Annotated in this window: 5 protein-coding genes; 2 read left to right on the plus strand and 3 right to left on the minus strand. The window is 62.9% G+C overall.

Going from position 1 to position 6,155, the window contains the following annotated elements; genetic code table 11:
* Positions 1-87: 87 nt before the first annotated feature.
* Positions 88-2,610: a fimbria/pilus outer membrane usher protein gene (locus VFE81_RS12620; protein WP_414695585.1), complete on the plus strand. Its 2,523-nt coding sequence runs from the start codon at positions 88-90 to the stop codon at positions 2,608-2,610.
* Entirely contained in the window at positions 2,607-3,563 is a 957-nt protein-coding gene (locus VFE81_RS12625) for a spore coat U domain-containing protein (RefSeq protein WP_325044914.1), read from the plus strand. Before VFE81_RS12620 ends, VFE81_RS12625 begins: the two co-directional genes overlap by 4 nt.
* A gap of 53 nt (positions 3,564-3,616) precedes the next feature.
* Here VFE81_RS12625 and VFE81_RS12630 read toward each other — a convergent pair whose 3' ends face one another.
* The 3 genes from VFE81_RS12630 to VFE81_RS12640 all read right to left on the minus strand — a co-directional run bounded on the left by VFE81_RS12630 (position 3,617) and on the right by VFE81_RS12640 (position 5,851).
* Entirely contained in the window at positions 3,617-3,934 is a 318-nt protein-coding gene (locus tag VFE81_RS12630; protein ID WP_325044915.1) for a hypothetical protein, read from the minus strand.
* Between the two features lie 92 nt (positions 3,935-4,026).
* Positions 4,027-4,830 (minus strand): transglutaminase family protein, encoded by an 804-nt coding sequence (locus VFE81_RS12635; RefSeq protein WP_325044919.1) that lies wholly within the window; start codon positions 4,828-4,830, stop codon positions 4,027-4,029.
* 115 nt (positions 4,831-4,945) lie between these two features.
* Complete coding sequence (locus tag VFE81_RS12640; RefSeq protein WP_325044916.1) at positions 4,946-5,851, minus strand: transglutaminase family protein; 906 nt, start codon at positions 5,849-5,851, stop codon at positions 4,946-4,948.
* Between the last annotated feature and the right edge of the window lie 304 nt (positions 5,852-6,155).

Here is a 6,155-nt window from a genome sequence, read left to right on the forward strand (position 1 = left end):
ACACACGTGCAAACCTTAGGCACGCAAGGCCGGCGTTGATCGCGCCAGGGTCAACAGGAACGGACACGATGGACCGCCAAGCAATCGATGAGAATGAAACGACGGCGAAAACGTCATGGATGGAGACCGCAGATCATTGCGCTCACGGCAATGCTGACCATGCTGAGCGCAACTCAGGCCGGCGCGCAGGCGCCGCTGCGATTCGCCGATACGGGCGTCGATACGCTTGCGCCGGCCGATCCGCCCGTCAGCACGAGCGTCAGTCCAGGCGTCAATATGGGTGCGGATCCGGGCACTGGATCGAGCGCCGCGCCGCAGTCCAGCCAACGCGCTGCGGCGAAGCCCGCGCCGGTCACCACCGCAGGCCGTGATCTATATCTGGAAGTCATGCTCAACGGCCAGCGCACTTCGTTGATCGCACACTTTCGCGAAGTCGACGGGCGGCTCAGCGCCACGGGGAAGGACCTGAGCGAAGTCGGCATTGCTACCGACAAGCTCGGCACTGCCGACACCGCTTCGATCGAACTCGACCAGATCCCGGGCCTGCACTACCAATACGACGCCTCGCGCCAGACCATCGACCTGGAGGTGCCCGACGCGATCCGCAAGCCGTACACGTTCGACACGCGAGAACTGACGAAAACGCCGAATGCCGCCGCGTCGCGCGGCTTTCTGATCAACTACGACGCGTTCGCGCAATCTGACTCCAACGCGCAGTTCGCACTGTGGAGCGAGGAGCGCTACTTCGACCCGACCGGCGTACTGAGCAATACCGGCATTGCGTATCTATACCGCGACCTGCATCGCTATGTACGCTACGACACCTCGTGGAGCACATCGAACCCGGCCACGCTCAGTACCACGCAGTTCGGCGACACCATTTCATCTTCACTCGACTGGAGCCGTTCGATCCGCATCGGCGGCTTCCAGTGGCGCAGCAATTTCGCGTTGCGACCCGACCTTGTGACGTTCCCCGTGCAGGCATTCGCGGGCTCCGCGGTCGTGCCTTCGGCGGTGGATCTCTATATCAACAACGTGCGCCAATTCAGCGGCAACGTGCCAAGCGGGCCGTTTATCGTCAACAACGTGCCGGGCATCACCGGCGCGGGCGAAGCGACCGTGATCACGCATGACGCGCTCGGCCGCACCATCTCGACCACGCTGCCGCTCTACGTCGATACACGCATGCTGGCGGCGGGCCTGTCGAGCTATTCGTTCGAAGCGGGTTTTCTGCGCCGCGCGTATGGCATCGATTCGTTTTCCTACGATCCGCGCCCCGCGGTCAGCGCCACCGCGCGACGCGGCGTGAGCGACACGCTGACACTCGAAGGACACGCGGAAGCCACCGGCGGCCTCGTCAATGCGGGTGCCGGTGCGCTGGTGCGCATGGGCATGGCGGGCGTGATCAACGGCTCATTGTCCGCGAGCGCGGGCAAGCTGAACGGCACCCAGGTCGGTCTCGGCTATCAACTGATCGAACCACACTTCTCGATCGATGCGCAGACGCTGCGCGCCTACGGCAACTATGGCGACCTCGCCGCGCGCGACGGCACGCCAGTGCCCACCGCCACTGACCGCGTAACGCTGGCGCTGCCCTTCTTCAGCCGTCAGACCGTGTCGCTCAGCTACATCGGCTATCGCTTTCCCGGCATTCCCGCCTCGCGGATCGGTTCGCTGTCTTACACGCTGAACTTCGGCAATCTGGCCTCGCTCACATTCAGCACGTACAAGGACTTTCTGCAGCACAACTCGCAAGGCGTGTTTCTGACCGCGAGCTTCGGCCTCGGCAACAACACCGCGATCAACGCGAGTGTCGGCCGTCAGAACGGCCAGTCCACCTACAACCTCAATGCGCAGCGGCCGCCCGATTATGCCGGCGGCTGGGGCTGGGGCGTGCAGGCGGGCGGCTCGGGCGCGGTGCCGTATCGCCAGGCGCAGGCGCAGTATCTCGGCAATTACGGCGAGGTGACGGCACTCGCGCAGGACATCGACCGGCATGCGAACGCCTCGCTCGACGTGACCGGTGCGATCGTGCTGATGGACAACAGTATCCAGCCCGCGCGGCGTATCGACGACGGTTTCGCGCTGGTATCCACCGACGGCGTCGCGGGCGTGCCGGTACTGCACGAAAACCGCGTGATCGGCACGACCGACCGCAACGGCCATTTGCTGATACCCGATCTGAACGCGTACCAGCACAACCAGGTCGCGATCGACAGCATGAATCTGCCCGCCGATGCGCGTATCGCCACGACCTCGATGGACCTGGTACCGGAGTCGCACGCGGGCGTGCTGGCGAACTTCCGCGCGTCGCGCTACAGCGCCGCCTCGGTGATTCTGCGCGGCGCCGACGGCAAGCTGCTGCCGCCGGGCACGCGCGTGCATCACGTCGAAGGTGGGGGCGATACGATCGTCGGCTATGACGGTCTGACCTTCATCGAGAACCTGCAGCGCGACAACCATCTCGAGATCGACAACGGCGCTCTGCATTGCAACGTCGAATTCACCTACCATCGACCAGCCGACGGCTCGTTGCCGACGTTCGGACCGTTGACCTGCAGCGGCAGCGCGGCAGCCTCTGCGTCCCCGGCAGCAGGAGCGACGCGATGAAGCGGCTCCTTCTGCTCCTGATGCTATGCGCGCTGCTCGGCGTATTGCCGCAGCGTGCGAGTGCGCAAACCTGTTCGGCGAGCCCATCGGCGCTGAGCTTCGGCAACGTCAGCCCGATCGGCCTGGGTGCCGTGGCCGCGACCGGCACGATCAGCATTTCGTGCACGTGGCCCGCGGTTACGCTGACGCCGAGCGTGCAGGTGTGCCTGAACATGGGCGGCACGACGCCACGCTATCTGGCGATCGGCTCCAACCAGTTGCAGTACAACCTGTATCAGGACGCCGCGCATTCGCTTGCGTGGGGTTCGACCGCGCTCGGCACGACGCCGATTTCGGTGACTCTCAACAAGCCAGTGACCGGCAATACCGCGACGACGTCGGTGAATTTCTACGGCCAGATCACTGCCAGCCAGCCGACCGTGCCGACTTCCGGCAACGCCAACACCGTGTATTCGCAGACCTTGGGCCAGACTTCGCTCAACTACGGTTTTTTTCTGCTGCTCGCGCCGGGCTGCGCCGCACTGACGACGAGCGGCGGCAGCTTCGGCTTCACGGCCAGCGCGACGGTAGTGAACAACTGCCTGATCAGCGCGACGAACGTAGCGTTCACTTCGACAGGCGTGCTGAGTTCAGCATTGAACGCGACCGGCGCGATCACGGCCCGCTGCACTAACGGCGACGCGTACGAGATCGCGCTCAACAGTGGGTCGAGCGGCAATGTCGCGGCACGCCAGATGCAGCGCTCGGGCGGCGGCGGCGCGGTGAACTATCAGCTGTATACGGACGCCGCCCGCACCAGCGCATGGGGCGACGGAACGGCAGGCACGACAATGGCCACCGGCACAGGCAGCGGCAATGCGGTGGCGATCACGGTGTATGGCCGGGTGCCCGCGCAGACGACGCCGATGCCCGGCAGCTACAGCGACACGATTACCGCGACGATCAGTTTTTGAGTTTCTGGCTTGGTATTGGGCTGCCGCGATATCGCGCGGGTAAGGGGCGATGTCTAGAAGTTGACGATCCAGACCGTTTGCTGGGCGTCGTGGGCGGTGATGAATTCCACCGGCTGTGCCTGATTCCGGCCTGTTTCGCCCGACGCGGTGGGATCGAATGCGGCCTGGGACACCTGGAACGGCGCCCCGTGCAGGCAGGCAACCGCCGGTTGATTAGCAACGGTAATCGCAGCGTCCACCGACTGGATAACGCAGGTTTCCTGCACAGTCAGACTTACCGGGATCGAGGCCAATCCCGTCGGCGATGCTTGTGCAGCTGGCGCCGCCAGCAGGATTGCCACTACTGCGGCGGTTACATTGCGCGACATCATGATGGTCCGGAATCGGCTCGCGGCACGAGTATAGATTCCGATCTTTTCGGCATTTCATGCAGGAAACTTTAGGCCTTTACCGGCAGAAAAACCTAGATCGCCTTACAGACAACATCGAACTTCATTAACTGCGTCGCCCCAAACGCATTGCTGATCGCAACATCGGCGGCATCTCTGCCACGCGCCATCAAAATCCGGCCCGTGCGGGGCACATTATTCCGCGGATCGAATGTCTGCCAACAGCCTCCCACATACGCTTCGAACCACGCGGCAAAATCCATCGTTGCGTAGGGCGGCCGTGTGCCGACATCGCTGATATATCCCGTGCAATACCGCGCCGGGATATTCATCGCCCGGCATAGTGTCACTGCCAGATGCGCGAAATCGCGGCACACACCCTTTCGCTCCTGCCAGGCCTGCCACGCGGTCTTGGTCGGCCGCGCAAAATCGTAGCCAAATACAATGTGTTCGTGCACATAATTGCAAATCGCATCCACCCGAGCGCGCCCGAGCGGCATCTTGTCGAACGTCTGCCACGCAAATTCGGATAGCAAATCAGTTTCGCAATAACGGCTGCCCAGCAGAAACACCAGCGTATCGTCAGGCAACGCCTCCACCGGATGCTGCTCGGTAAACGGCGGCCGGCTCTCCGGCTCGGACGACACCTCGAGCACGGCGCTCGTCGACAACGCAATCAATCCCTGCGGCGCCACGATCCTGCTGCACAGATTGCCGAAGCCGTCGCGATACTGGCTGATCGGCACCGGCGGATCGACCGCCAGCAAATCCGCACTCAGCACTTCCTTCGCGTGCGAAAAGTGCGTGTTCAACATCAGCATCATCGGCGTCGGTTGCACGCACTCATAGACCAGCTCGTAGCCAACGCGCAATTTCATCGCGGCGCCCTCTTCCAGTTGAAACATTCAGTTGACGCGCCTGGTGAACAACCAGCGTCCACGCTCCCAGCTAACACGTTCGATTCGTACTGGCCCAACCCACTGGCCGCCCTCGTCACTTACCTTCGGTCACGCTCACATCGACCTGCAAACCGCGAAACGAATGCGGCGCGCCATGCCATGTACCCCACAACGGCAACGCCTGGTAGTAGTTCCACGCCACCGCCACCCGGATCAGATGGCGATTGCCGACGATGCTATTGGTCGGATCGAAATCGACCCAGCCGGCGCCCGGCAAATAAATCTGCAGCCACGCATGCGTCGCGCCGCCGCCTTGCGCCGTGTCGTGCTCGGGCACAAACAGATAGCCGCTCACAAAACGCGCCGCGAGGCCGAGCGAACGCACAGCATCCATCATCAGCACGGCAAAATCGCGGCAACTGCCGCTGCGGTTGCGCAAGGTGTCGCCGGGACGGTGCACGCCCTTTTCCGTGCGGCGCACATAGAAAAACGTGCTTTTGATGTCGAGCGTCATCGCGCGCAGGAGCGCCATGGTGCCGCCTGTGCCGTTCTTGCCGCTTGCGCCGCCGCTGCCGCTGCCCTGCTTAGGAACGAAGCGGCGCGCCCATTCGTCGACGTCGCTGTCCGGATACTGGCGGCTGCGCGCGTTCACGAGATCGGATGCTTCCTCGTTGGTGTACGCGAACGGCCAGTTCACCGCGTACTGCGCGAGCGCGTAGTCGGGCAAGGGCGTCTCGACGTGTTCGAGCGTCACTTCGCTATCGAAGCGCAATTCGCTCGCCTTGCCCGCGAAACTCGCGACCGCCACCGAATTGTCGAACACGTCGTGCAGCCAGTGCAGCCGCGACGGCGTCGGCGTGATCACCAACTGGTTCGTGACGAGACGCAAATCGTGGCTGGCGCGCGGGCGGAACATCATCCGGTGTTCGCCGAACCGCACGGGTTCTGAATATCGGTAGACGCTGATGTGACGCACCGTGAAACGCTTGGGCTCATTCATCTGACAGGCCGATGGATGCAACTGGGTTCGTCCTGAGCATCACGTTCACGCTGGTAAAACCCGCTGCCGCAGCAGGCGCTCGGCGCCCGGCACGGTTTGATCCTGAATGAGCCACGGCCGAGGTTCGGCGTGGTGGGGTGCTGTCAACGACCAGCTTTCGCTTTGAGCATACACCCGCCATATTGGTTGGAATCACTCATTTGGTCGTGACGGCGCGCGGGGGAAAGTTATCAACAGAATTTGTTCGCAAGGCTGTGCATAACTATCCGGCAAAATCTGCAAGCGCTTGATACGTCTGCCGTTT

Source organism: Paraburkholderia sp. (genome assembly GCF_035656215.1).
Classification (GTDB): Bacteria; Pseudomonadota; Gammaproteobacteria; order Burkholderiales; family Burkholderiaceae; genus Paraburkholderia.

Excerpts from the sequence above, each read along its gene's own strand:
- VFE81_RS12630 (WP_325044915.1), bottom strand. The coding sequence starts at position 3,934 with ATGATGTCGCGCAATGTAACCGCCGCAGTAGTGGCAATCCTGCTGGCG.
- VFE81_RS12625 (WP_325044914.1), top strand. The coding sequence starts at position 2,607 with ATGAAGCGGCTCCTTCTGCTCCTGATGCTATGCGCGCTGCTCGGCGTA.
- VFE81_RS12620 (WP_414695585.1), top strand. The coding sequence starts at position 88 with ATGAGAATGAAACGACGGCGAAAACGTCATGGATGGAGACCGCAGATC.
- VFE81_RS12640 (WP_325044916.1), bottom strand. The coding sequence starts at position 5,851 with ATGAATGAGCCCAAGCGTTTCACGGTGCGTCACATCAGCGTCTACCGA.
- VFE81_RS12635 (WP_325044919.1), bottom strand. The coding sequence starts at position 4,830 with ATGAAATTGCGCGTTGGCTACGAGCTGGTCTATGAGTGCGTGCAACCG.